Origin of the sequence: Pseudomonas sp. Pseusp88, from assembly GCF_047303955.1 — a bacterium.
Lineage (GTDB): Bacteria > Pseudomonadota > Gammaproteobacteria > Pseudomonadales > Pseudomonadaceae > Aquipseudomonas.
Genome location: NZ_JBGLYM010000044.1, coordinates 1 through 23,402, shown reverse-complemented (window position 1 = coordinate 23,402; position 23,402 = coordinate 1). Strand labels below are relative to the sequence as shown.

Below are 23,402 nucleotides of genomic sequence, written 5' to 3'. Positions count from 1 at the left end.
GGATTAGTGCGTCCGATTTGGGGTGAGGATGAATTACGAATTGAAGTCGGAAATCTGGAAAACCGCGCAGAGAGTCATGTCTGCGGAACGCGTTCGCGACATCATTGTGAGTGCAGTAATGAGCTACAAACGGCTCCCTGGACAGTCTTCGTGTGAGCGTTTACATGCTGGGGATATCGGTATCGAGGGAGTCGAAGCGCTTCAGAAGGCTTTGAATCTGAGTGGTCAGTTGGTTCCTAGTGATCCGACGTTTTTTGTGTCGTTAAGAGCACTTATGAGGGAACATCTGTACGTTGTGTTGCAGTGGCACCTTATCAGCGTTTCTCGCGCTTCAGGGGCTGTGATTGACGGGCACTTTGCCGGTGACCTTGGGCTATAATGTAGCCCTTAAAATGAGTCCTTAGCCGTCGCTCCGAGTGATAGCCAGAATTTGTAGTCGTTAGCCGGCCGGGGTTTCTTCCAGCTAAAGGATCAGAGGCCTCGGTACCAATCTGCATAGGGCGTGTCGATCACCTTGCGCTGGTTCAGATCCGGAGCGCCGTCCTCCCACCAGACTGGGCCTCGCTCCCCAAGCGCTACCTTGGCAGCCTGAACACTCGCCGGCCACCTTTAGCTCACCTGGATCACCTGAAGCCTTTGCCGCTTCTACTGCCCGAGGCGCAGCCATAAGGTCATTCACCAAACGCTGGCGTTCCTCTTCGTTCAGCGACGGATTAGTGCAACGCCACAGTTGTCATTTGACAACAAAATAGCGTCCGCCAGGAGTAGTCAGACGAGGGCAGGTTTCGCCGTGGGTATGTTTGAACAATCAGGCCGGATGCCAACGCTACCTGCTCTGACTACACGCCGTAGCGCTGACGTAGGTGGTCGGGTGGTTTGGACTGATCTCAACCGGCCATTTGGGCGGCAGCGACCTACTCCTGGATACCTTCAAGGTATTGAGATTTAAGCTCCCCGGCCAGTGACGCCAAAATGGGGTTGGCTTTGAAGTCTACGAGAAGTGTCTCAATAACCCGCCCGATCTTTGCGTTGGCGGCGTCGATGCTGGACTGGAGGAGGGGATCGAACTGAATTTTTTCCATCTCATCATCAAGGGCTTTCAGGATGGGCTCAGCGTTCTTTATCTGGTTCCTGAGCTGGTCGAGCGACGAATTCACTAAAACCTCCGTGTCTCGGTTATCACGGCCTATGCCGTGCAGATTAAAGATGGGATGCGCATGCACTGTCTCGAAACTGACATATGACAGTAGCTTAGTGACTGCAATTGGCAATGAAGCCTGGAACAATTGATGTGTTTCCAGGACTGCCTGCCTTCGCGCGGAGCAGTATTTCGCCAAAAAGTGGCAGCGGGCAAGCCTCTGTCGTCAGCTGTCTTAGCACCGTCAGTCTAAAGGCCAGTGTTAACAGACTGGTGACCGTCTTTTGTAAGAAAAGCGTCATGAGTGCTGACTACGTTGGAGGCTCATCTTGAGCTGAGCAAACAACGTGAATAATTCAGCCACTCACACAGAATCGCTGCACCCATCGCGCCCCAAGCTGGATCATGCACTCACACCGCGCAGCATTGTCCTATTCGTCATCCTGCTTGCCATTGGCGTAATTGTCAGCGGCTGGGGCATCTTCGAAGATGTCGATGAGGCTGGCGCAGTCGCTACTACCTGGTTGCCCTACGGTCTGCTCGGTCTTGCGCTGATCATTGCTCTGGGCTTCGAGTTCGTCAACGGTTTCCACGACACCGCTAACGCTGTGGCCACGGTGATTTACACCCACTCGTTGCCGGCCAATGTCGCGGTGGTCTGGTCGGGCTTCTGTAACTTCAGCGGTGTGCTGGCATCCAGTGGTGCCGTCGCCTTCAGCATCATTGCACTGCTTCCAGTCGACATGATTTTGCAGGTTGGATCGGCAAACGGTTTTGCCATGATTTTTGCCTTGTTGATCGCGGCCATTATCTGGAACCTGGGCACATGGTGGCTGGGGCTGCCGGCGCCTTCATCGCATACTTTGATCGGATCGATTCTGGGCGTTGGTTTGGCTAATGCCTGGCTTCAAGGGCGTTCTGCTGCCGACAGCGTGGACTGGTCGCAGGTGTCCAAAGTGGCCTATGCATTGCTGCTTTCGCCGCTGATAGGGTTTGTTTGCGCTGCGGGACTGCTGTTTCTGCTGAAGGCCTTGGTCAAGCAGAAGGAGTTGTACCGGGAACCCAAAGGCAACAGCCCACCACCGCCCTGGATTCGTGGTCTGCTGATTCTGACGTGTAGTGGTGTGTCGTTTGCCCACGGTTCCAACGACGGGCAAAAGGGCATGGGGCTGATCATGCTGATCCTGGTGGGCACGCTACCCATGGCGTACGCGCTGGATCGCGCGGTACCAGTGACCCAGACTACCCAGTTCGTCGCCGTGGCTCAGGTCACCCATCAGGGGCTGACCGAGGCCGTGCAGGGGCGCAAGGTCGAAGATCCGCGCACGGCATTGATGGAGTATGTGCGTACCCGCAAAGCTAGCCCCGACACGCTGCCTGCACTTGCTGCAGTCACCGGGATTATTGCTGAAGAGGTGAAGAACTATGGCACCCTGGCCAAAGTCCCGGCTCAAGCCATGACCAACGTGCGCAACGATATGTTTCTGACCTCGGAGAGCATCCGCCTGCTCGGCACCCAGCACCTGGATGATTTTTCTGCTGACACCCGTACCAACGTCAAAGAATTCAAGCGTCAGATAGACGAAGCCACGCGTTTCATTCCGTTCTGGGTCAAGATCGCAGTAGCCATTGCGTTGGGCCTTGGCACTCTGGTGGGCTGGCGCCGCATCGTCATTACTGTCGGAGAACGGATCGGTAAGGCGCACCTGACCTATGCCCAAGGTGCGAGTGCAGAGCTTGTCACCATGGCAACCATCGGGGCCGCCGACGCCTTCGGACTTCCGGTGTCCACCACCCATGTGCTGTCTTCGGGCGTCGCCGGGGCCATGGCGGCCAATGGGAGCGGACTGAAAATGGCTACTGTGCGCAACCTGATGCTGGCCTGGGTATTTACTTTGCCTGCCGCTATGGCGCTGTCGGCTGCACTTTTCTGGCTGTTCCACTCGATCTTCTAGGGGAGGCTGACCAGCCCACCTGCGACAGTGACGACCCTAGACGACCAGGCAATCAGTACGGCGTTGCGCGAGGCGTTTGTTTGTACGATCAAAGATGGTTGCTGCACACATCCACCTTCAAGGCATGGGCGAAAGCGACGAGCTCCTTGAGTCGACTAATGCTGCAAAAAAATCAATTCACTAGATATGCGTGCCGGTGTTCACTGCCGATGGGTGGGCTGATCCTTGGGTCTTTGATTACACCCACGAATGCATGGACGCAAAGCTTGTCCAGTGCGTGATCCCAGATCCTAGAGGTTATCCATGCGAGAAGTGATCGCTCCGTTTCGGTCGGTTGCAGCCTATTGGCGGCGACGCCAGAAAGTTCGCATTGGATTCTCCTCACAGATAATCTACGAGACTTATCTGACAATACTTTCTGGGCTGTGACTACGGCTCCTAATTTGCAAGTGCGCTGCCTAATGAATACGACTCACCGGCTTTGCCTAGTCTTGGGTGACCAATTATCCTTCGATCTGTCCTCACTGAAGGGCCTGAATACGGAGTACGACACAGTGCTGCTTGTGGAGGTGATGGAGGAGGCCAGTCATGTACCTCATCACCCACAAAAAATAGCTTTGGTCTTTAGCGCGATGCGGCATTTCGCACATGGCCTTGAGCAGCGCGGCACTCGTGTGCAGTACGTTGCTCTTGATGATCCGCAAAACACAGGGTCGGTACCGAGCGAGTTAAGACGTTGGCATGCGTTGCTGCAGCCGGACGAGCTGCACCTGACAGAATGCGGCGACTGGCGTCTTGAGCAATCGCTCAAAGAGTGCGGTTTACCGATCCAGTGGCATTGCGATGATCGCTTTCTTTGTTCCCGTACCGACTTTTCGGCGTGGGCCAGCGGCAAAAAGCACCTGAGAATGGAGTTCTTTTACCGCGAGATCCGCCGTAAGACGGGGCTGTTGATCAATGCTGATGGCAGTCCCGTTGGAGGCACCTGGAACTTCGATGCAGAAAATCGCAAGGCGCTGCCCAAGGGCGTGATTGCTCCATACCCGGCGCGCTTTTCGGCAGACCCGATTACACGTGATGTACTCGCACTGGTAGGCCAATACTTCACCAGCCACTATGGATCCCTGGATGGTTTTGATTATCCGGTGACTCACATTGATGCCCAGGCGCTTTGGAATTACTTTCTGGACTTTGGCTTGGCCGCTTTCGGTGACTATCAGGATGCGATGGCCACTGACGAACCCTTTCTGTTTCATGCTCGTATCAGCGCTGCACTTAACATCGGCCTGTTAGATGTACGCGAGTTATGCAGCGATGTGGTGGCTGCGTACTGGTCGGGCAAGATTGCCGTCAACGCTGCCGAAGGCTTTATACGGCAATTGATTGGATGGCGTGAATACGTGCGTGGTGTGTACTGGTTGAAGATGCCGGATTATGCCAATGGCAATCTCTTCGGCAACATGAGGCCGCTTCCAGAGTTTTACTGGACGGGGGAAACCAGGATGAACTGCATGCGCCAGGCGATCGGTCAAAGCCTAGAATACGCCTACGCTCATCACATCCAGCGGCTGATGGTAACCGGTAACTTCGCGCTGCTTGCCGGCATCGCGCCGGTGCAGATATGCGAGTGGTACCTGGCTATCTATATGGATGCGTTCGACTGGGTCGAGCTGCCCAATACACTGGGTATGGTGATGCATGCCGACGGCGGTTTTCTCGGCTCAAAACCCTACTGTGCCAGTGGTCAGTACATAAAGCGCATGTCTGACTACTGTCGTGGCTGCCTCTATAAAGTGAGCGAAAGCACGACGGATGACGCCTGTCCCTTTAGCGCCCTCTATTGGCATTTTCTGATGCGTCACGGCGAGCTCTTACGCGGCAATCAACGCATGGGCATGACTTACAAAAATCTCGACCGTATGCCTGAGTCAAAGCAGCAAGCGCTCTGGCAGCGTGGTCAGGAGCTGCTTTCCAAACTGGATGCTGGTGAGTCTTTTTGATCAAACGTAATCATGTGGCAAGACCTATGGCTGCTGCGTTCGGCCACCTTGCGTTGGAACAGGCTAGCCTGACCTTCGCGTGACAAGATCTCGTAGCGGCCTCAATGCCACCAAGCTGGCTTAACGCCGCTTAGGCGCTATGGGGGGAGTTGGGGCACGAGGTCTCTGAAGTTCTTATGGCTTTGCATGCGCTATACGGTTGCGACCGCTGCGCTTTGCCTGATAAAGCGCGCTATCTGCTCGCTGAATAAGGCTTGCTGAAGTTTCTCCATTCGCGAGTTCTGCTACGCCTAGAGAGATCGTCACTGAATCAATGCCCTCCAGTGCCAGGCTCTCTACGCCTTTGCGGATGCGTTCAGCCAATTCAGATGCCTGTTGGAGGGAGCTATCGGGCGCGAGCACCACAAATTCTTCCCCGCCCCATCGAACAGCGATATCGCGTTTTCGGATGCGGTGGATAAGGATGTTGGCGACGTTCTTTAATACGTCGTCGCCAGCGGGATGGCCGTATTGGTCATTAATCGACTTGAAATGGTCAATATCGCCAATAATGAGGCTGAATGATTTACCCGAGACCTGCGCCATATTTATTTGTCGTTCAAGAGCGTGCTCAGCTGCGCGCCGATTATATAAGCCTGTCAGGGGGTCACTGCGGGCGATTTTTATGAGTTTTTGCTCGCGGCCCAGACGCTCGGTGACATCCTGGACAATGCTGACATAGTGGGTAACTTCACCCTCTGGGCTCAACAAGGGTGAAATGCTGTATTCGGCATGAAAAACCGTGCCGTCCTTGCGCTTGTTCAGGAATTGCATGCGCGCTGACTTGCCGCTATCAAGTGTCTCACTGAGTCTTGCATAAAAAAGCTCGTCATGCTTGCCAGAGCTGAGGATACGCGGGGTTTGGCCGATGATCTCGATGGCGCAGTAGCCCGTGAGTTTTTGGAAGGCCTCATTGGCGAATACTACATTGGCGTCGCGGTCGGTGACAAAGATCGCCTCAAGAGCGGCGTTCAGGGCTTGTCCTAGCAGATGTTTATCCTGTTCGACCTGAATCTGACGGCTGATGTTTCTTTGCACTGATACGAAATGGCGAATGGTGCCCCTTTCATCGCGTACGGGCGAAATGCGCCATTCGACGATATAGGTGCTGCCGTCTGCTCGATAATTGATCGTCGAGCCCTCAAAGAACAGGCCGTTGCGCACACATTGGCGTAGATGAGCAATAACGTCGGGGTTAGTTTCTGCGCCCTGAAACATTTGCGGCGAACGGCCTATGAGCTCGTCAGTCGAATACCCGGTCATGGCACAGAACTGTGGATTGACATATACGATGAATGGGCCACCGCTTGTAAAATCGGCGTCTGTGATCAACACGGCGTCGAACGACTGTTCAACAACTGATTCAAGCAGCGCCAAGCGCTGACTAGGGAAGGCCATATGATTTCCTGTCAGAGATATGTCATCCAATCGCGCCACGAGCGGGACGCCTATCAATTGCCATTGCCGAATATCGCTCTGGCTCTGATCCGACCAAGCCCGGTTAGGTGATTCCTGCCCGTCTGATGACTAGAGCTTAGAAACACGGTTGATCGGTCTGTAGGGGCTATGGGTATGTCCTGTGATAGGCACCTTCGCTTACGCTGTATCGGACGGCTAAGACATCGCCAGCGAGAACGGCGTTCGTAGCACCTCGATAACCTCCTCACGCTGGCCGCACATTTCGTCATGAGCGCATTGCTGAACGAGAACGCAGGGAAAGGGCGGGACGGCCTGTAATAGTCCACGGAGGTGGCTTACGGAGCGAAGGTGCATAGGCTTTGCTGCATCGTCCAGCAAAATGAACTGGCCGTAATCCAGACTGACTTGTGCCAGATAAAACCCGCCTACCAGTGACAGCAGTTCAAGTTCTTGTATTTCGCCATTGTTGGCCAGTGTGGTCAGCTTTTGTAAGTTCAACCTTTACTCCTCGCCTACCAAGGTAAGCGTTCGCCGTCATAAGCAAAAAAACTGCCGGAGTCATCCGGTGTCAGGCGGTCAATAAGTGTTAACAGTTCAAGTGCGGCAAGGGCTGCTGGTCTGGCTGCAGAAGCACCGCGAAAGGGTTGTGACAGCCCTGAGATGACAGTACCTGGATGCAGGCTCAACAACCGTGCCTGAGGACGGGTTCGCGCCAGTTCGATCGCCGCCGTTTTAATCAGCATATTCAGGGCTGCCTTGGAGGCGCGATAGGCGTACCAGCCACCCAGATGATTATCACCAATACTGCCGACTTTGGCGGACATAACAGCCATCGCACCTTGGCGATCGAGCAAGGGCAAGAAGTGACGTAGCACCAGAGCAGGCCCGAGAGTATTAACTTGGAAAACGGCTCTGAGTGCATCGTCTTCAATTGCGCTGTAGCTTTTCTCGGGTTTGATTGAGTCCCGATGGAGCAGGCCTGCAGCATGCATGATCAGTTGATATGGCGCTTCATGTGCCAATTCTGAGGCTGCTCTGGAAATACTCTCGGGATTCTCCAGGTCGAGTAGAGGAACACTCTTTCGCCCCAGTTCACGGACATTCAGGCAGCGAGGATCGGCTTTAAGCTGATCACAAAAGGCCGAGCCGAGTGATCCACTGGAGCCGATCACCAAGGCTCGGTAACCATCGTCTAGGGAGGCCATAGTGAATGAGTTATTCATTTTGCCTGCCCCGCAGACTGGTGCCTGAAAAACAATGTCACTTGGCCGAACTCCACGCCAAATTTAGACATGCTTGACCGATTTATCACCGTATCCTCGTCCATGAGATACATCCAATCGTCAACGCTCACTTCATATGTCGAATCATCAACGGGCAGGTTGAGGATATACCGCCAATGGAATGCATTGCCTGCCAGCTCTCCCGTTGCCTCACCCACCACATCGTTAGCGCTGCCGCGCCAGTGCCCCGCACCGTCTGGAGTCAGCGTCCACACACGCTGCTGCCGAGTCCCATCACTGTATAAAAAATGTTCTTCGAGCACCAAGGCATCACCCTCGCGTCGGCTGACAATGTTGACTTCAAAGCGCTTGGCGACTTCACCTGATCGCTTCTGAAATATCCCCCAGGCTTTGACGGGCTTGTCGAAGAACTCCTCCAGGGCGAACCTTGGCTGTTGAGCTGCATAATGATTTACATCCACGCTCGAACAGCTGGATAGAGTGAGCACCAGGGCAATCGAAGCGAACAGGCGGGTCATGCCCTTTCTCCCTTATCAACGCGCTCAAGGAATTGAAGTCTTGCCCGCTATAGTTGTACAAGAGTGTGCTTGTGTACATGTTTATTTGCTGTGATTTCTGGCGGCCAGGTATCCAGCACGCCTTCTTGATAAGTGCGCGGTTTGGCGAGGGGTGAGGCTAGATGCGTGTTTAACGCTCGGCGGAAGGCTGCGAGGCGTATTTGGTGCCGTAGTGGAGGAGGGGTCGAATGCTGGTTTTTTTGATGGTTTTCAGCTTTGCCTTGTCTGTAGCGGGGTTTGTATTCCTTCGGCGCCAGAAAGCCATCGGTCGTTACGACCGCCAGGCCACTGCGCGTAACGCCTGCTTGGGAGGGGAGGACGACCTTCCTTAACCGGCAATGGTTGGTCTGAGCTGATTTCCTTGTCCGAAGAGTTACACCGGCTTGTCACGCGGCGGGTACGACTCTTGAAAGAGGCCGTTACTGCGACTGAGATTATCTTGGGATTGGCGCTGCTCTTGCGGATTGCGGCATAGCCCTTTCGAGGGGGCCGATAAGGCTCGGTCGATCGTTGGTGTCATCCACATCGCCAGCTGCTTTTTTGAACGCCGCTAACTTTTGATGGACGGCAATGAAATCCGTTAACTCCTGCTCACCAGCTATCGCTCCATGCGCTGCTGCCTGCCCGCGTTCTCTACTAGAGGTTAGGCCTGCCTGTTGGGCCGCGCAAGAAAAATATCTATACGTTGAACTTTTCTTGTACAAGAAAAGTCCGAAGGGGGCATGCCATTTTGGCATTATTTAGCCATCACTGTGCTTCGTTAAGGCGAGCGTCTGTGAAGCCTTCAGTCCACGGTTAGGAGCCGCCTTCGTATGTTTTCCAATCTGAGCATTTCACAAAAGCTCTATGCCGGTTTCGGCGTCGTCCTGTTAATTATTCTGGTGCTGGTATTGTCAGCGCTGCGCGGTTTTGATCAGGTCAGCAGCAGCGTCAAAAGTAACATCCATAGCTATGAAGTTTTGGGCCAATCTGACGCCATGCTGCGTAATCTGATAAACATCGAAACTGGCATGCGCGGCTATGCCCTGACTGGACGGGATGCATTTCTAGAGCCGTTGCAGCAGGGTGAAAAAGCGTTCAGTGACTACTATGGACAAATCAAGAACAGCACCGGAGATAATCCCGAGCAGCAAGCGAGGCTTGAGCAACTCAACACTCTTTACCAGCAATGGATGCAAGGCGATGTTCAGGAAAACCTCGCGTTGCGTCGAGCGATCAACACTGGCAGTCAGCCGGCAACTGCTATGGCCGAACAGATTGGCGCAGGTCGTGATAAGGCAAAGATGGACGCTATGCGCAAGATCATCAGTGATTTGCGCCAAGCGGAAAAGCGTCTTCAGGAGACACGTGCGCAGGACATGGGTGATGCCAAGGCTAGCGCGTTCTCTATCCTGATCGGTGGCGGAGTATTGGCTGCAGTGCTTGCCATGGTAGTTGCTTGGTCGTTATCGAATGCACTCGTCGGGCGCATTCGCCAAGCGGTTGAAGTGGCTAAGGCTATTGCCGAGGGTCGTCTGGACAGCGTAATTGCTGTCGATGGCCGAGATGAGGTCAGTAACCTGTTGCAGGCTTTCTCTGCCATGCAAGAGCGTCTGCGGGCCATGATCAGCCAAATCAAGTTCGGTGCCGAGCAGTTAGTGAGCGCATCGCAGAGTATTTCAAGCGCCTCGCTTCAGCTCTCTGCATCAGCACAGGAGCAATCTCATTCTGCTTCGTCCATGGCTGCTACGGTTGAAGAGCTGACAGTGAGCATCAACCACGTGGCAGATAACGCTGCAGATGCCCACGCCCTGTCCAGCGAATCCGGACGCCAGTCGACAGAGGGTGGCAGCGTAATCCAGGACACTCTTGCCAGCATGCGTCTGATCGCTGACACCGTGCAGGGATCGGCGAGCCAGATTGCAGAGCTTGACCAGCATGCGGAGCAAATATCCAGCATCGTCAGCGTCATCAAGGGCATTGCCGAACAGACCAACCTGCTGGCTCTCAATGCTGCCATCGAGGCTGCACGTGCTGGAGAACAGGGGCGAGGATTTGCTGTTGTTGCCGATGAAGTGCGGCTACTGGCTCAACGCACTGCCAATTCAACGCAGGAAATCACCGAAATGGTGAAGAAGATCCAGGCAGGCACTCAGGATGCAGTCGGTAATATGGATGTTGGTGTCGATCAGGTGAAAAACGGAGTCGAGTTGGCCCAGCAGGCTGGCGAGGCCATCGTTAACATCCGAGAGTCATCGGGTAATGTGGTTCGGGTTGTTGATCAAATATCTTTAGCGTTGAGAGAGCAGAGCGCTGCCAGCCAAGATGTGGCGCGCAACGTGGAACGCATTGCTCAAATGTCTCAGCAAAACAGCCAGGCGATAGAGCAAACCAGTGAGACCGCTCGATCTCTGCAGCAGCTCGCACAGAATCTCGAACAGCAAGTCGGTGTATTCGTGCTCTAGGATGAGCGGGGGCTTACTGATAGGCAGAATCCCATTGTTTCGACAAAAAGATCGAGCTGCCGTTATTGGATAATTCGCCTTTGAAAACAGATGAGCCGCGAACCTTGCTTGATCGGTGAGCGGGTAGCGTTCACGATTCTTTCACAAGCCAATAATATGTGGTTACAGCTCTGTGATCCATCACCACTAGCCCGCCCCCATCGCGGGCTTTTTTTGCCTACCGGAATGCCCACACTCTTACATAGGCCAATCCACCGGAACCAGTTCCGTTACATTTAGCAGACTTGCCTTCAGAAAACATCGAAAGCTCATGGCGCGCCTGCAACGGCCGGCAACCCATTAACGTCGGGGACTTATATCCGCGCCACCCCGCCTTCAACTGAGCCGACTAGATATGGCTAAGCCACAATCGTCCTCTAAATCATTTATGCCCGCCTCCGGCCGACTCGGGACACAAGTGGGTACACTTACTGGAAGCCTTATCTATGGGCAATACAAGGACTTGGAGGCGACCCGCCGCGCAGAGTTAGCGAACTTGTCCTCTTCGGTACTGCGCTCGGCGGAGAGCTCCATCACTTACGCCAGCATGATCTTAGTCGGTCTCGCCGAGCGTTATCGCCATGACGGTGAGACACCTGAAAACCTGGCCAGAATGATGAGTGTCGCCCGGAGCCGAGCGGACTGGCAGCGTGAAATTCAAGGTATATTTTTTATGCTGCTGACGGGCGGTGGGTGATGACAACCCTGTCAACACAGCCTCCTCAGCGCAACAACGCTGATCGTGAATAATTCAAATACCACAAAAAACATGAAAGCCTAGCCCCTTACATAGGCCCGCCGATTCAGAGTCGTACGACAGGCGAATGGATCATCACGGTGTCTCTTCGTCTCGAAGACGCGAACGGGGCTTTTGCTGGCGTCGCGCTGGCAACACTGCGCATTGAAAGCTTCCTCGAATTTTTTCGATCCTTTGAGTTGGGTGCAAACGGAATTGTTAGCCTGGCTCGCAACGATGGTGTTCAATTGATTAGGACACCATTTAGCCCGGATCTTATAGCGGTAAACGTTTCAAATGGGACTGTTGCACATGCGATCCAGGCAGGAAGTACGCGAGGGGTCATCCTATTGGATTCACCGGTGGACGGGACTCGGCGAATGGTCGGCTACGCCACTAGCGGGCGTTATCCAATTCGCCTGTCGGTCGGTATTACCGAAGACTACATATTCGCTTCCTGGAGGCGAGATTGTTTTTTGACCCTTTTGGCAGCCTTTACTGCTCTATCCATCATTCTCTATCTCGGCGTCAGAACCATGCGGGATATAGAAAAGCGAGCCAAGGATGAAATCGTACTGCGCCAAGATCATGGTCAGCTTCACATTCTCGCGACCGAAGATGGGCTCACAGGCTTGGCCAACCGTCGGCAGTTTGATCAGACGCTAGGTATAGCATTAAGCCAGACTCGAAGTAATCAGACCCCGATATCCCTACTGCTTTTGGATATTGATCATTTCAAGCAATACAACGACTGTTATGGGCACCCGGCAGGTGATGAGTGTTTACGTCGCGTTGCTGCCCTCGTTCGCGCGTGTCAAGGCAGGAGCTCGGATCTGGCCGCCCGATATTGCGGAGAAGAAATTGCGGTGATTTTGCCGCACACCGATCTGAATGGGGCCCTCTTGATAGCCGAAAACATTCGGCGGGCTGTCGAGGATGCGCACATCGAGAGTCGCTTAGTGGAGCGAGGTCGAGTAACAGTCAGCATAGGAGTAGCGGCAAGTGAACCTTCAGCTGAATCGTCCAGCGGCGATGAGCTACTTCTATCAGCAGACAGGGCGCTCTACGAAGCCAAGGGTGGAGGCCGTAATCAAGTTGTCCGCAGCATTTCCTGACTGAGGTTCTTCCTCAAACGAGAATAATTTTCCTTTGGGCACCACCTGGAAATGAAGGGTCTCTAGGTACAGTTGGCGAGCAGATAGACGGAAGCTTTCGGCTTGGAAACGAAACGTACTTGATCGAGGCCAAGTGGGTCAGAGATCCGATAGGGGCAGCCGAACCCCATACGTTTCAAGGCAAGCTCGATCAAAAGGCTGCCTGGGCGCGTGGCGTTTTCATCAGCTTTGGCGGGTTCACCCAAGAGGGCCTCCACGCGTTTGACTGAGGGCGAAAGGCGATCTGTATGTCCGGCGAGGACATCTATAAGGCACTGGGAAGGCGGATACCCATCGCTGAGGTGATCGAGCGCAAAGTCAGGGCTGCCGCAGAAACGGGCGCTGCTTATGTGCCGCTAGATGACTTGTTCAAAGCGTGACCGAGGCAGCTACGTGACCAACAGCTTGAGATCAGCAGCAAGTCAGAATCAGGAGGATCGACCTGATTCTGACCCTTGCACAACGAGCTTGGTTAGCTGGCTCTCGACCCGAACTCGGTTATCCATTTTTGCAAAGCTAATACGTCGGCCTCGAAGATATCCAGCTCAAGAGCACTGCTGGGCAACTCCTCCGACTGAGCATGCTCAAACACCGAGTAGCGTGTCATCAGGTCATCAATGAATACACAGTCTTCATTCGTCACCTTGGCGACCTTGTGCAGCTTGCCCTGAGTGTTGATTGCACGCCTGAAGCGCCCTACGACATCTGCCAGCAAGATGTACTCGACCGTCTTTTCAACTATGATTCTGAAGTCACTGCAAGCGGTCTTGCCAAGCGACTCATACGCCTCGACCTCAGCCTTCCCCAGATGCTTTTTAAGCCGCGTGATCGTATTGTCGATCAATCCCCGGACAGCATTTTCCGGCCTAAGGTCTCTAGCGTTTGCAGTCGCGACGATGCCAGCAGTTTTCGCCAGCCGCTGAAGTGACGTCAGCGTTGGCTTGATGGTGGGCATCCCAGGGGTCTGCTCCCACTTTTTGGTAACAGCTTCTACCTGGGCTACCAAAGAAAGCCGGTGTGTAAATATAATGACCTGCCTCGTCTGAGACAAAGCCACGAGGCGCTCGACCACTTTTTCTTCAAAGTCCTGATCAAGCGAAGAAATCGGGTCATCGAAAATGAATGGGGCCAGTTGATTTGAGCCTGTAGTGTCCGCAAGGAACGCCGCCAGCGCAGCGATCCTAGTCTCTCCTTCGCTCAAGATATAGTCCAGGCCGTGGGTGCCATTCGCGCCCACCAGGTTCAAGCCGAAGGTGATCTTGCCTTTGCCACCAGATTTACTTTGCGGCGCAATTGGAAGGCGGTGGCCGCCGAGACGCTTCAACTCATCCAGGAATCGAGCTTGATAGCCGGCATCAAGCTCGGTCTTCGCCAGCTCGTTTTTCTTCGTAGTCATGGCATTGGTGGCGGCTGAGCGCGAAGCTTTATCAATCGCCGCAACGGCGATCAACCTAGCCCTTTCAGCAGTAATTGATGCCTTGTTTTGAGAGAGCCACTGCTTGGCTTGGAGTTGCTGTAATCGGCTCTGCATTGTCTGGCGATGTTCATCTTTTAACAATGCCGACAGGCTCAGCTCTTCTTCGATGAGGTTTGCAGACCTGGTCTTCGCCGCTTCGTTTATGCTCGACCAGTCGAAAGCCTGCAAGGTGCCTACAGGGCTGCCCAGTGTAATTTGATCAAGCCGTGCTTTCAGCACACTAAACCAAGTGAGCCCATAGGCTTCTTCAAATCCTAGTGTGGACATATGAACAATCCAGTCAGCCTGCCCTGGAAGCATCGGCAGCCTTTTTTTGCGATCAGCAAAGCTATTTTCAGCCGTCTTGGCGGTCGTTTCGAGGCCGTCTGTCACAAACTTCTCAAACCCCGTCAGGCGGGCTTTTGCGTCCTCGGTGAGGCTTTGGTGGCAAAGCACGCAACGTGAATCAGCTGAAACGTTAGGGAATGCGGTTTCGACGTAGGCTGTACCGGTGGAGTAGGCACGCGCTTGCTCCCACATTTTCTGCCAGGTCGCTGAGCCGACGCCCTCAAGCTCTGCTTTTCCAAAGATGGCTGCAGCCGCCTCTTCGCAAGTGTTCCTTGCCTTGACGGCGGTATTTTTCAGGCTTTCTAGTTCGCCCGCTGTCGTATCATTCAGGCCAAGTTGAAGCATAGACATCGCTATTTCGATACTTTTCAGCGCGGTTTTTTCTTTGTTGATGGCCAAAACGCGACCAGCAATGTCTTTCTCTGCAAGCAAGGCTTCGCTCTCTATACGCTCCTGGTCAAGCTGGTCGGTATACAGACATTCTTTATCAATGCTCGCAGGAGTAGTCGTAGCTTTCAGGCCCTGTAGCCATTTCGCTTCCGCTGTGTGATTTAGGCTCTCTGGAATGGCAGGTAAAGCTTTGCTGAGTAATGCTTTTTCTCCCGTAAGCTCTGCACTGACGGCGTCTGCTGTGGTGATCAGGGCCGATACGAACTTCATACGGCTGGGCTCATAGCATGCCTCAGTCCTGCCCATATACTGCTGAGCCGCCTTGCTGTCGAAGACCTGTGCATGTCGTAAAGCCTTGTGAGGCCCGCTAGGGATCTCCCAGTGAACATCAACCGGCTTGCCGTCAATTGACACTTTGAAATGAGCACGGCACGGAGTAGGTATTGGGTCGAAGACATTACTGCGTATCTCGTCTTTGGATCGTGACCCGCAGATCTCCTTTAGCAGCCTAGCAAATCCGCTCTTGCCGGTTCCATTTTGTCCATAGATCACCGAGAGATTGCTTTTACCGAAGGGTAGGTGAGCGCCAGCTTTGATTGCGTTCAACCCATGCACATCCAGGATCTCTTCAATCCGCAGCAACGGCCTATTGGCAACCTGCGATAACGTGCCGGGGATTACGGTCTGAAATCCAGGATCAGCTTCATCCTTAGCTTCGAGCTTGCAAAGCCTAGCTAGCGCTTTAACTTCATCCTGGTTCAACTGCCGCTTCGAGTCTATGAGCATTCGAGCGGCGGTCTGCAGCCACTTCGGGCGCCCGTTTAACCATGTCTCAAAATCATCAGCTACTACTGGTGCTATCTCAATCGTCGACATGATGCGCTCGCTTCAAAAAGGAATTTGTGAGCGTAGGCGTAAACTGGATTTTCGGTATTAATTGGCCACTACAGGGTCTGTTAATACCCCATAGCTCTAGCGCGGCCTGTTAGGGCACGGTTATAAAGTAGAAAAAGGACTCATCGTTTGTCCGAAGCGTTGATTCACGCGCTTTAGTTTGGGGTTTGCGTTGAGCGCTGCCTCCATTGAACTCATAGCCCATTCTCTATGCTGAGGTCGTGTGCACCTGATAGAAATTTCAAACACACAATCGCGCACCACTGCGCCGCGCCTCGCACGAAATACGCCTCGGTTGCTCGTCGGGGGGGGGGGCGTGAATTTGGCGTCAAAAGGTTGTAGCGTAATTGGCTATCCCGCATTCCCTGAACCTTCGGGGATGTCTACATTCATGAGTCGCAGAAATGATCTCTACCCTTGAACTCCGTCACATCGTTGAAAATGCATTCTTGCCAAAGAAATGCGTTTGCAGCATCCAGCCCGACCACACCATGACAATCCGGATCGGCAGTGTTGAAGAGATCGATGCATTTACCGTCACTGGTATCGACTTCAGCAGATTCTCCACCAGTCGCGCTATCGCGGGCTTGGTTGGCGAGCTTAAAGAAGAAATGAGAATGGGGCAGGTCTCGATTCAGCAGCGCCTGCAGGCTTGAGCGTAAACGAGGCCGCTGCACCATACTCCAGGCTGATATCTGGCGTAGATCGAACGCTACCCTCGTGTTCCACCTTCCGTGACACGCTCGCCGTGCTAACTTCAACCAATAAGTTGCTGACAGAGGGAGGGCATCAGCCCTCCCAATGCTGAGAGCACATTGGATCGGGCTCCACCCCGATTGCCGAGATCGATACTGATACCGACCTTCAAATCTCCATCATCAGAATAAAAATTGTGACAGCAGTGGAAGTTGATTGCGGATATTTCTAATTTTCGTCATCCGCATGCCGGCTTCTAGTGAGCGTTGACGAGGCTCAGTCGACTGCTTCTATTTGTGTAGTCATAGGCTATGAGGTATCAGTATGGCTACAGATATATTGTAGTGACCTGTGTTGTATGATCGCTTAATATAAATGGTGAAATCTCTCAATTGACTTAGGAATGCACATGTCTCGTCTCGCCGAATACCGCAAACTCGAACAGCAACTGGCCGCTCAGCTCGCTGAGCTGGAAGCGATGAAAGACGATTCGGGCCTGAAAACTGAGATGGAGTTTGAGAGCAAACTGCGTTCGCTTCTCGACGAATACGGCTACGGCCTGCGTGATGTTATCAACGTCATCGACCCACAGCTTGCTGGTAAGTCGGCACCAGCCGCTAAGCCGGAAAAGGGTACACGTCGAGCTAGGGTGCTTAAGATCTACAAAAATCCTCATACAGATGAGGTGGTTGAAACGAAGGGCGGGAATCATAAGACGCTGAAAGCTTGGAAGGCTGAGCATGGCGCTGACGTGGTTGAGAGCTGGCTCGCTTAGTAAGCAACGTGGCCACTCCTCATCGGGGTGGCTTTCACCGGCAGCCTGTCATTCAAGTCTCATGTCGTTGTAGCGTGGGTCTAGAATAGGCTTAATCGTAAGTGCCTTAGATGAGACGATGACATCAGAGATTCAAGATAGTCAAACGCTTCTGATCATATTCTAGCCAAATAAAAATAAGCACGTTATTCACGCTCTAACTGCCGGGCGTCAGTGGTAACTGCTTCCATGATAGAGACGAGCTCTTCAAGTAAATCTGAATAATATTGAGTCAGGTAAGCAGCGATGGTTTCATTTCGTAGTAAGCGCACAAGATAACCTTTAGCCACCACTAAAACCAACATGGTCTCGCCGAGAGTGTCTTCGACTTGTTTGTAATCATGCTGCAAGTTTTCCATTTCTCGCTCCATTCTGGCAATGTCGACCGGGCTCACATCATTTGGTTTTTTCTTTTGTTGAACTAGCATTTCTGGTCTTGATGCGGCCAGAACCATTCGAGCGTAATTTTTAGTGAAACAATTCGCTGAAATCATCATTTCGACCGTTTCAATTTGTCTAATTGGTTTCATTTGACGTAAGGAGCGAAATACGTCCTGTGACACCATCCGCACTCTTAACATTTCTGCTACTTCAGGCGCGATACCTTTTAATAAGTTTTCTCGTTCGTGTACTCTGTCAACATTGACTCCTAGTACCGTTGCAATACGAGAGGCCTCAATACCCTTTTTTAGGGCCGATATAATCATTTTGTGCTCTTGGATTGGCGTCAAACGGTTGATCTGTCTGTTGTAGGTAAACCCTTCATCATCAGTTGATATGATGCACAGGGCGCTAGTAGCGCCAAGTGTTTTTAGTGCCTCGAAACGAAGGTGGCCATCTAAAAGTATGTATGTAGGTGTTTCGTCGGCACTGGCCTGTAATGGATGAACCACTAATGGTTCAACAACCCCTAGTTCTTTAATAGAGCTCAAGATGCTTGCATATTTTTTACTCCCCGGCATGAGTTGATCGACCTTGCGCGAGGGAAGAATTCGCTGCAATGAAATTGCAATTACATCGGACTCGAATGCCTGCTTTATCTCGGCCATTATGATGTCTCCCCAAAAATTCTATCTGCCAATGGTTTAGGCATATCGGGGATACCCTCGCCACGGAGCAATGTACCGAAATAGTCATCAGCCAGTAGTTTACGCATCGCTGTAACTATAATGAGTAAACGTTGTTCATTGATGTCCGATTTTTTGATCATCAATTTTTGACGCCTTACCTCCGTCTGGTAGGCGTGCAGGAGCTTCTGAGGCGTGGTTTTTTCGGGATGAACAGATTGATGGCCATACCGTTTACCAAACGTTTTTCGCCTATCGATCAGCCGGCGTACTTTCATTAGCTGTTCGCCTTTAAGTACACCGGTCTCGTAAGCCTCTATCATTGCTTGCTGGACTTCTGTGTCCTTAGCTCGTGCAATCTCAATGGCCAGCTTTATAGATAACCATCCCTTTTCGACCGCTGCTATAAGTCGCTCCTCACCTTGGCGCAGTAGTACGAGAATTCCTTGGATATAACCGCTATCCAAGCAGGTTTTATTAGCGATCTGCTGACACGTATAGCCACGGTCTGACAAAATTTGGATCGAGGAGAGTAGTTCGCGATTTGAGTGCTTGCGACGTGCCAAATTTTCTACTAACCCTATGAGGTAGCGATCAGCCTCACTTGCACTGATCACTATGCAGGGAATCTGCTTTTCCCCCAAAGCCTGGAATGCTTCAAAACGACCTTGGCCGCAGACTATTTCAAAGGCTTCTGTGCCTGTCGAAGTAGGCGCGACAGTGATTGGACGTTTGAGTCCCAATGCTGAAATATTTTCGACTAGCCTAGCAAACACTTGCTTGTTGCGCATCCTTGGATTGAGCACTCTAATACTGTCTATCGGGATGAGACGAACTGTTGTCTCTTCTGCGACATGCATAAGCGTTCTGCGAGGGTTTTGGATTACTGTCATGCTGCGCTCCTATAACCACGCCGACGAGATAACTCTGCAAGAATATCCAGATTATCGAAGCGATAAATTTCCCAGCATGCTTGATTATTTTCTGCCAGGCACATTCGAGCGTATGCCACGTCGATCATCGGCAAAATGTAGTAGTCCAAGGCAGCTTCCTCCTGTTCCTTCATCCGAACCGCAATGGTGATATCAGGATTCAGACTGTGATCAAAGCGAATACTCCATCGCTTTTGACCAGTAGAAGATACATGGCAGCGGGATAACACTAGAGAAACGAGTACTTCCTGATTAACTAACATAAGATCTGAGTTCGGATCCACTATTACATTACCGCCGACGTCAGAAATTTTCATGATCGTTTGCTGGAGCAATACGGGAAACATTTGACGAAGTCTCCTGTTAGCTTCTATATAACGGTAGTCGCGAGCGGGTGAATAACCAACCATAGAATAGCAGCGGAGCAAACTACCAAATCGACGTTGATATGCACTGCTCGACGGGCAATCCTCGGATTCATCTATCACTAATCCTGACAAGAAACCTCGATGTAGATAGATACTTTTCAGCTTTTCCAGCATCTCGGTGTCAGGCATGCGATACGACCGTGTTTGAATGATTGATTGCGCGGCTTTAAATATAATAGTATTAACTATGGGGCTAAACGCTCCATTTGCTCGAATCCATTCTTCCGGTAGGTTTTTTATCCGCGTTTGTTTTAGCTTAAATGAGTTATGGTTCCAGACATTGTTACCTACGTATTTTTCGTTAATCAGTACCTGGTGAACTGTGCCTCTCGACCAAGGACGGGAATAACCATTATCAATTCCCTGAGCGTTCAGCCAGTCTGCTATCTCACGTTCGCTTCTGCTGTCCTCAACGAACAATCGATAGATCCATTGGACTATTTCGACCTCTCTTTCAGGGCCAGGCACTAGGATCACTCGGTCAGTCTGGATGCTTTTATGTTCGCCGAAGGAGAGTTCATTTTTCGGAAAGCCGTTGCCGTCCACCAATAGCCGCCTCAGGCCAAACCCTGCTGTGCCACCTTGGCGATACCCTAGCTCAATGAGCCGTGACTGGCCCGCAAACACCTTCACAGAAAGCTCACGGCTGTATTCGCCGGCCATCATTCGTTTCACGCTTTTCACGATATTGGAGACTGGCGACCCATCATTTACGAATTGCTCCGCACAATATTGGACGGTAACACCTGCTTGGCGGCAGCGTACCTCGTAGCTTGCACTAACATCTGGATCTTGAAATCTGCCCCACCGGCTCACGTCGTATACAAGCACGGTGCAGTATTCTGCGATGCCATTCTCAACGTCTGAAAATAACTGTTTCAGAGCGTCACGTCCTTCCAGCCGTAGGCCACTCTTTCCTGCGTCTGTGTAAACCTTGACGATGTCGAGATCATGCGTCACTGCATAGAGGCGTATGGTGTCCAGTTGGTTCTCGGTTGAGTATTGCTGATGCTCCGTTGACATGCGGACATAGGCTGCGGCAAGGGCAGGGCTCGATCCGCTTTGCGCATTTTCCAGGCCACTGGATGTATGCATCGACGACTTCCTCGCCTGATCGGAGGTATCTATGGCTGAGCCAGGGCTGACGATCAGTGACTGCGTTTATCGGAGTAGCTCTAGAAAGAAGGTAGAAGACCAAGGAGAGAAAAATGTTCACGAAAACGGGCAATTCTTTTCTGTCACAAAAGCAATACGCCGACGCCATCGCGAAAGCACTCCATGCTGAGCTTGGGCAAACACACCAAGCCACCAAAGTTTTGATGCGTTGGACGAATGCTAACGAGAAGACGGTCAAGAACTGGATGGCGGGCAGCTGCGGGCCCCGAGGTGAGCATTTGGTCGCATTGGTCAAACACTCTGACCTCGCCCTTGCCGCGCTTCTTGGAATGGCAGAAAGGCCTTATGCCGTCACTGCGTCAGAGCTTCCTATTCTCAAACAGAGGCTATTGTCGGCCATAGAAGGGATAGATTTGTGCATCCGCAATGAGGATACATGAGAAGTGGGGGGTAAAAGCTAAGTCAGATGGTCTTGGTTCTGGGGCGACGCCAGGGCAGTTCTATCGTTGTTGGGGAGTTAAAGGTTGCACCGGTGCAGCATGGTTTTTTCGCGTATTCGTGCTGGACGTTCCTGATAAATACAAAGACGATGTCTAGGCCAGCTAGGTGTAACAAAGCAAGTTGCTTAGTCTTGGGTTGCCTTCCTGCCCATAATACCCTTGAGCATTGGCTCCCGCCGCGCCGATTTGATTGAATTTAAGCTAAACGCAACGCTTCCAGATGCCCTTATGCGGGTCAAAGAACGTTTCCCGGAGCGCAGCTTCTGCATCGTCAGGGAGGGAATGTGCTGGATAGAGTTCTCAGCTTCAGCCTTGATCAAAGAAGGAATGGCCGCTCTAGGAGAACTACCAGCTCTCTTGCTCGCCGGCGGGATAGTGCATGACAGCCGAGATAAGTTCAGACTTGGTAGGGGCGTACGAACATCGTTTCTGACTGAGCGGCACGAAGGACTATTCTTTATCACAAAGAACACTGTGTACGTCCTTCTAGGCTCTGGTCGGCGTAAGCGAGCGCAATTCGATTCTCTGAGCTTGTTGTTCTGATCTGAGAGCGTACGGGTTCTTCTACGAAAATCAAAATGGATACTCTTTCCAGTTTTTTTGTAACCTCTGATGCACTCCAGCAGGCCTACGGTATATGCAGCCTCATAGTCGTGGATTTTGCGGACGCATAAAGCGAGCTTTACCCGTATTTTCGCAATCGGCCAGAGCGCCTCTACAACCTGCACCATAGCGAATTCGAGGTGCTGCTTTACCGCGTTCCAAAGCTTCGGCTACGACTCGGAGGTCGGGCCTGGGGTAGGGATGGAGGCGTGAATGTGAAGCTTCGCAGCGTGGGCCTTTGGGTGACACGCTGACCTATATCCAAGCGAAAAAATACGCGCCATCAAATCCGATCGACTTGCAGGCAATAGCTACGCGCAGAGCGAGATGGCTAAGTGAAGATGGCCCAGATAGCGTTTTGACGAGTGGAGGCCGCAGGGAAGGTCGGGGTGTTCGGCCTTTCTCTGCGTCAGCATCAAAGTATCTGCCATTGAATAGGGAGCGGGTCTGTAGTAAGAGGTTTAAATTGCACGGCTGACCGGCGGGTAAGCCAACCGTCAGCCTTACGTGCGCTACTTAAGCTACGCGATAGCGTTTCGACGCAATGCTGTGGGTGAGCGTCGCGGCATGAAAGATGGTTTACACAATGAGTATCGATCGTGTGGACAAGTCCTGAACAGGATGTCTATATAAGAAACAGGTTTCCTGTAGGCCGCACGCAAACATGTATCTCTTATGTACACCTGACGACCTTTGATCAGCTAATTTTAAGCATTTTCAGCATGCAATGCTATGATCTATTCTATTTACGATAGGAACGCGGCGCATGGATATCGATTATATATTTGAATGTTTGGGGATGCCTCTACCGCTTGACTCTTCTCAGCATTTTTTAGAGGAGTTTGCTGAAGCGCTGTGCAAAGAGGCACAGGATAATGTTAGTCACATTGAGTTATTAACTCATTTAAATATGGGGTTAATTCAGCGGCTTGAGGTATTAAGAGGGCGTCTTGCGAGCCATATGGCCAGCAAATAATTTGACTGGCATTATCTATGTTTCGAATGAGATTGGTATTCGTGCCGCCACGAGCATTATCAAATTAGTCATTTGGCACTACCCTCTTTAGAACGGTCTCAGCGTTTTTATGCCTGATAGTCGCGACTCTTCATAATCATATCTTGCCGATTTATACCGATATCGAATAAGGAAAGTTATGAAATCAGAAGATGAGACGCATACGTTGCAAGTATGTGTCTAAGGAGTAAGGGTAGTTCGGTATGTTATATTCACGCCCTCAGCTCTAACCATCGGTTCTAAGCGCTGCGCAGTAGCGATGAAATTTTTATCTTTGAGGCCCTTGAAACTTATTGTGTAGCCCTTAGATTTCCGTCCATGCGACCCGAAATCGGGTGGCGTCTTAAATCACTTGGAAATTCAGGAGATCTGAAATGGCTACTGCGTTTTCGTTGGCCCCTCTGTTCCGTCAATCGGT

22 protein-coding genes and 2 pseudogenes are annotated in these 23,402 nt (G+C 52.0%); 13 read left to right on the top strand and 11 right to left on the bottom strand.

Annotation, left to right across the window (positions count from 1 at the left end; translation table 11 throughout):
• Positions 1-471: 471 nt before the first annotated feature.
• Positions 472-730 (bottom strand): annotated as a pseudogene (locus ACCD02_RS29775) (hypothetical protein).
• 184 nt (positions 731-914) lie between these two features.
• Positions 915-1,157: a hypothetical protein gene (locus tag ACCD02_RS29770; protein WP_413309772.1), complete on the bottom strand. Its 243-nt coding sequence runs from the start codon at positions 1,155-1,157 to the stop codon at positions 915-917.
• 328 nt (positions 1,158-1,485) lie between these two features.
• Between ACCD02_RS29770 and ACCD02_RS29765 the strand changes: the two genes are divergently transcribed.
• Positions 1,486-3,093, top strand: a complete 1,608-nt coding sequence (locus tag ACCD02_RS29765) for an inorganic phosphate transporter (protein ID WP_413309770.1) — start codon at positions 1,486-1,488, stop codon at positions 3,091-3,093.
• A gap of 461 nt (positions 3,094-3,554) precedes the next feature.
• Complete coding sequence (locus ACCD02_RS29760; protein WP_413309768.1) at positions 3,555-5,093, top strand: cryptochrome/photolyase family protein; 1,539 nt, start codon at positions 3,555-3,557, stop codon at positions 5,091-5,093.
• Positions 5,094-5,267: 174 nt separating this feature from the next.
• Here the strand turns inward: ACCD02_RS29760 and ACCD02_RS29755 are convergent, their stop codons facing one another.
• The 4 genes from ACCD02_RS29755 to ACCD02_RS29740 form a co-directional block, all read right to left on the bottom strand.
• Positions 5,268-6,530, bottom strand: a complete 1,263-nt coding sequence (locus tag ACCD02_RS29755; protein ID WP_413309766.1) for a diguanylate cyclase — start codon at positions 6,528-6,530, stop codon at positions 5,268-5,270.
• 216 nt (positions 6,531-6,746) lie between these two features.
• Positions 6,747-7,049: a DUF6482 family protein gene (locus ACCD02_RS29750; RefSeq protein ID WP_413309764.1), complete on the bottom strand. Its 303-nt coding sequence runs from the start codon at positions 7,047-7,049 to the stop codon at positions 6,747-6,749.
• Positions 7,050-7,063: 14 nt separating this feature from the next.
• Positions 7,064-7,774: an SDR family NAD(P)-dependent oxidoreductase gene (locus ACCD02_RS29745; protein ID WP_413309762.1), complete on the bottom strand. Its 711-nt coding sequence runs from the start codon at positions 7,772-7,774 to the stop codon at positions 7,064-7,066.
• The gene (locus ACCD02_RS29740) at positions 7,771-8,313 is read right to left on the bottom strand and encodes a DUF3833 domain-containing protein (protein WP_413309760.1); all 543 of its coding nucleotides are present in this window, start codon (positions 8,311-8,313) and stop codon (positions 7,771-7,773) included. The genes ACCD02_RS29745 and ACCD02_RS29740 overlap by 4 nt, the downstream gene beginning before the upstream one ends.
• Before the next feature lie 227 nt (positions 8,314-8,540).
• Here ACCD02_RS29740 and ACCD02_RS29735 point away from each other — a divergent pair, with 227 nt between their 5' ends.
• The 5 genes and pseudogenes from ACCD02_RS29735 to ACCD02_RS29715 all read left to right on the top strand — a co-directional run bounded on the left by ACCD02_RS29735 (position 8,541) and on the right by ACCD02_RS29715 (position 12,686).
• The gene (locus ACCD02_RS29735) at positions 8,541-8,684 is read left to right on the top strand and encodes a hypothetical protein (RefSeq protein WP_413309758.1); all 144 of its coding nucleotides are present in this window, start codon (positions 8,541-8,543) and stop codon (positions 8,682-8,684) included.
• 480 nt (positions 8,685-9,164) lie between these two features.
• Positions 9,165-9,941 (top strand): annotated as a pseudogene (locus tag ACCD02_RS29730) (CHASE3 domain-containing protein); the annotation flags it as partial.
• A complete protein-coding gene (locus ACCD02_RS29725) occupies positions 9,933-10,796 on the top strand; it encodes a methyl-accepting chemotaxis protein (protein ID WP_413309791.1) in 864 nt (287 codons plus the stop codon). The pseudogene ACCD02_RS29730 and the gene ACCD02_RS29725, both read left to right, overlap by 9 nt.
• A 394-nt stretch (positions 10,797-11,190) precedes the next feature.
• Positions 11,191-11,532 (top strand): hypothetical protein, encoded by a 342-nt coding sequence (locus tag ACCD02_RS29720; RefSeq protein ID WP_413309756.1) that lies wholly within the window; start codon positions 11,191-11,193, stop codon positions 11,530-11,532.
• 140 nt (positions 11,533-11,672) lie between these two features.
• Positions 11,673-12,686: a diguanylate cyclase gene (locus tag ACCD02_RS29715; protein ID WP_413309754.1), complete on the top strand. Its 1,014-nt coding sequence runs from the start codon at positions 11,673-11,675 to the stop codon at positions 12,684-12,686.
• 62 nt (positions 12,687-12,748) lie between these two features.
• On the opposite strand, the gene ACCD02_RS29710 is transcribed toward ACCD02_RS29715, so the two are convergent.
• On the bottom strand, positions 12,749-12,931 hold the full coding sequence (locus tag ACCD02_RS29710; RefSeq protein WP_413309753.1) for a hypothetical protein: 183 nt from the start codon (positions 12,929-12,931) through the stop codon (positions 12,749-12,751).
• Positions 12,932-12,973: 42 nt separating this feature from the next.
• On the opposite strand from ACCD02_RS29710, the gene ACCD02_RS29705 reads away from it, so the two are divergent.
• Positions 12,974-13,105, top strand: a complete 132-nt coding sequence (locus tag ACCD02_RS29705; protein WP_413309751.1) for a hypothetical protein — start codon at positions 12,974-12,976, stop codon at positions 13,103-13,105.
• A gap of 92 nt (positions 13,106-13,197) precedes the next feature.
• On the opposite strand, the gene ACCD02_RS29700 is transcribed toward ACCD02_RS29705, so the two are convergent.
• The gene (locus tag ACCD02_RS29700) at positions 13,198-15,795 is read right to left on the bottom strand and encodes an AAA family ATPase (RefSeq protein WP_413309749.1); all 2,598 of its coding nucleotides are present in this window, start codon (positions 15,793-15,795) and stop codon (positions 13,198-13,200) included.
• A 422-nt stretch (positions 15,796-16,217) separates the two neighbouring features.
• Here ACCD02_RS29700 and ACCD02_RS29695 point away from each other — a divergent pair, with 422 nt between their 5' ends.
• A complete protein-coding gene (locus tag ACCD02_RS29695; protein WP_413309747.1) occupies positions 16,218-16,469 on the top strand; it encodes a DUF1652 domain-containing protein in 252 nt (83 codons plus the stop codon).
• Positions 16,470-16,918: 449 nt separating this feature from the next.
• Positions 16,919-17,284: a histone-like nucleoid-structuring protein, MvaT/MvaU family gene (locus ACCD02_RS29690; RefSeq protein WP_413309745.1), complete on the top strand. Its 366-nt coding sequence runs from the start codon at positions 16,919-16,921 to the stop codon at positions 17,282-17,284.
• Positions 17,285-17,469: 185 nt separating this feature from the next.
• On the opposite strand, the gene ACCD02_RS29685 is transcribed toward ACCD02_RS29690, so the two are convergent.
• The 3 genes from ACCD02_RS29685 to ACCD02_RS29675 are packed head-to-tail and all read right to left on the bottom strand — an operon-like array spanning position 17,470 to position 20,845.
• Positions 17,470-18,372: a plasmid partitioning protein RepB C-terminal domain-containing protein gene (locus ACCD02_RS29685; RefSeq protein WP_413309743.1), complete on the bottom strand. Its 903-nt coding sequence runs from the start codon at positions 18,370-18,372 to the stop codon at positions 17,470-17,472.
• Positions 18,372-19,283 carry a ParB/RepB/Spo0J family partition protein gene (locus tag ACCD02_RS29680; RefSeq protein WP_413309741.1) on the bottom strand — a complete coding sequence of 304 codons (912 nt, stop codon included), beginning with the start codon at positions 19,281-19,283 and terminating at the stop codon, positions 18,372-18,374. Before ACCD02_RS29680 ends, ACCD02_RS29685 begins: the two co-directional genes overlap by 1 nt.
• Positions 19,280-20,845 carry a recombinase family protein gene (locus ACCD02_RS29675; RefSeq protein ID WP_413309739.1) on the bottom strand — a complete coding sequence of 522 codons (1,566 nt, stop codon included), beginning with the start codon at positions 20,843-20,845 and terminating at the stop codon, positions 19,280-19,282. The genes ACCD02_RS29680 and ACCD02_RS29675 overlap by 4 nt, the downstream gene beginning before the upstream one ends.
• Positions 20,846-20,958: 113 nt before the next feature.
• Between ACCD02_RS29675 and ACCD02_RS29670 the strand changes: the two genes are divergently transcribed.
• The 3 genes from ACCD02_RS29670 (at position 20,959) to ACCD02_RS29660 (ending at position 22,945) form a co-directional block, all read left to right on the top strand.
• On the top strand, positions 20,959-21,306 hold the full coding sequence (locus ACCD02_RS29670) for a hypothetical protein (protein ID WP_413309737.1): 348 nt from the start codon (positions 20,959-20,961) through the stop codon (positions 21,304-21,306).
• Positions 21,307-21,594: 288 nt separating this feature from the next.
• On the top strand, positions 21,595-21,909 hold the full coding sequence (locus ACCD02_RS29665) for a DUF6957 family protein (protein WP_413309735.1): 315 nt from the start codon (positions 21,595-21,597) through the stop codon (positions 21,907-21,909).
• A gap of 826 nt (positions 21,910-22,735) precedes the next feature.
• Positions 22,736-22,945, top strand: a complete 210-nt coding sequence (locus ACCD02_RS29660) for a hypothetical protein (RefSeq protein ID WP_413309733.1) — start codon at positions 22,736-22,738, stop codon at positions 22,943-22,945.
• The last annotated feature ends 457 nt before the right edge of the window (positions 22,946-23,402 follow it).

What these genes read in the sequence shown, in the direction of transcription:
- ACCD02_RS29760 (WP_413309768.1), top strand. Translation starts at nt 3,555, where the DNA reads ATGAATACGACTCACCGGCTTTGCCTAGTCTTGGGTGACCAATTATCC.
- ACCD02_RS29755 (WP_413309766.1), bottom strand. Translation starts at nt 6,530, where the DNA reads ATGGCCTTCCCTAGTCAGCGCTTGGCGCTGCTTGAATCAGTTGTTGAA.
- ACCD02_RS29745 (WP_413309762.1), bottom strand. Translation starts at nt 7,774, where the DNA reads ATGAATAACTCATTCACTATGGCCTCCCTAGACGATGGTTACCGAGCC.
- ACCD02_RS29740 (WP_413309760.1), bottom strand. Translation starts at nt 8,313, where the DNA reads ATGACCCGCCTGTTCGCTTCGATTGCCCTGGTGCTCACTCTATCCAGC.
- ACCD02_RS29735 (WP_413309758.1), top strand. Translation starts at nt 8,541, where the DNA reads ATGCTGGTTTTTTTGATGGTTTTCAGCTTTGCCTTGTCTGTAGCGGGG.
- ACCD02_RS29725 (WP_413309791.1), top strand. Translation starts at nt 9,933, where the DNA reads ATGCAAGAGCGTCTGCGGGCCATGATCAGCCAAATCAAGTTCGGTGCC.
- ACCD02_RS29720 (WP_413309756.1), top strand. Translation starts at nt 11,191, where the DNA reads ATGGCTAAGCCACAATCGTCCTCTAAATCATTTATGCCCGCCTCCGGC.
- ACCD02_RS29705 (WP_413309751.1), top strand. Translation starts at nt 12,974, where the DNA reads ATGTCCGGCGAGGACATCTATAAGGCACTGGGAAGGCGGATACCCATC.
- ACCD02_RS29700 (WP_413309749.1), bottom strand. Translation starts at nt 15,795, where the DNA reads ATGTCGACGATTGAGATAGCACCAGTAGTAGCTGATGATTTTGAGACA.
- ACCD02_RS29695 (WP_413309747.1), top strand. Translation starts at nt 16,218, where the DNA reads ATGATCTCTACCCTTGAACTCCGTCACATCGTTGAAAATGCATTCTTG.
- ACCD02_RS29690 (WP_413309745.1), top strand. Translation starts at nt 16,919, where the DNA reads ATGTCTCGTCTCGCCGAATACCGCAAACTCGAACAGCAACTGGCCGCT.
- ACCD02_RS29685 (WP_413309743.1), bottom strand. Translation starts at nt 18,372, where the DNA reads ATGGCCGAGATAAAGCAGGCATTCGAGTCCGATGTAATTGCAATTTCA.
- ACCD02_RS29680 (WP_413309741.1), bottom strand. Translation starts at nt 19,283, where the DNA reads ATGACAGTAATCCAAAACCCTCGCAGAACGCTTATGCATGTCGCAGAA.
- ACCD02_RS29675 (WP_413309739.1), bottom strand. Translation starts at nt 20,845, where the DNA reads ATGCATACATCCAGTGGCCTGGAAAATGCGCAAAGCGGATCGAGCCCT.
- ACCD02_RS29670 (WP_413309737.1), top strand. Translation starts at nt 20,959, where the DNA reads ATGTTCACGAAAACGGGCAATTCTTTTCTGTCACAAAAGCAATACGCC.
- ACCD02_RS29665 (WP_413309735.1), top strand. Translation starts at nt 21,595, where the DNA reads ATGCGGGTCAAAGAACGTTTCCCGGAGCGCAGCTTCTGCATCGTCAGG.
- ACCD02_RS29660 (WP_413309733.1), top strand. Translation starts at nt 22,736, where the DNA reads ATGGATATCGATTATATATTTGAATGTTTGGGGATGCCTCTACCGCTT.